The 382-nt window shown below is 65.2% G+C and carries 1 pseudogene; it reads right to left on the bottom strand.

Annotation, left to right across the window (positions count from 1 at the left end):
- Positions 1 to 266: pseudogene (locus EOA85_RS37160) on the bottom strand (hypothetical protein); the annotation flags it as partial.
- Between the last annotated feature and the right edge of the window lie 116 nt (positions 267 to 382).

The raw sequence follows: 382 nt of genomic DNA, 5'->3' as shown, positions 1-382 counted from the left end.
GTCGAGGCGCGGGCGGTCAGCACGGCGAATTGCAGCTTTGCGGTGCCGCCCTTGATGCGCACCTTGCCGCCGAGGAAATCGAAAAGCTTATGGCTGGCATAGGCAAGCGCATCGGTGACCGGCACCTGCATGGCGTTGAGCGAAAAGACGGTGCGGAAGGAACCGCCCTGCCCGCTGGTGCTGGCGGCAAGCCCGGCCTTGGGCGGGGCAAGGCCGGCCTCTCGGGCGGCGGCACGGGAAAGCGTCCGGGGGAGACCTCGGGTCATTGCATTCTCCATTCCTGGGGGATTTGAGGGATCGGCTGGACCCGCCGCGAGCGGAATCGTTGCGGCCGAAGCCTGATCATTTCGATAGAGCCTGACCCTATCGTCTTGTTTGACCC

It is taken from the genome of Mesorhizobium sp. M5C.F.Ca.IN.020.29.1.1, from assembly GCF_003997375.1.
In the GTDB taxonomy this organism is placed as follows: domain Bacteria; phylum Pseudomonadota; class Alphaproteobacteria; order Rhizobiales; family Rhizobiaceae; genus Mesorhizobium; species Mesorhizobium wenxiniae.
Note: the sequence above shows the minus strand (reverse complement) of the source record. Positions and strands in the feature narration are given on the sequence as shown.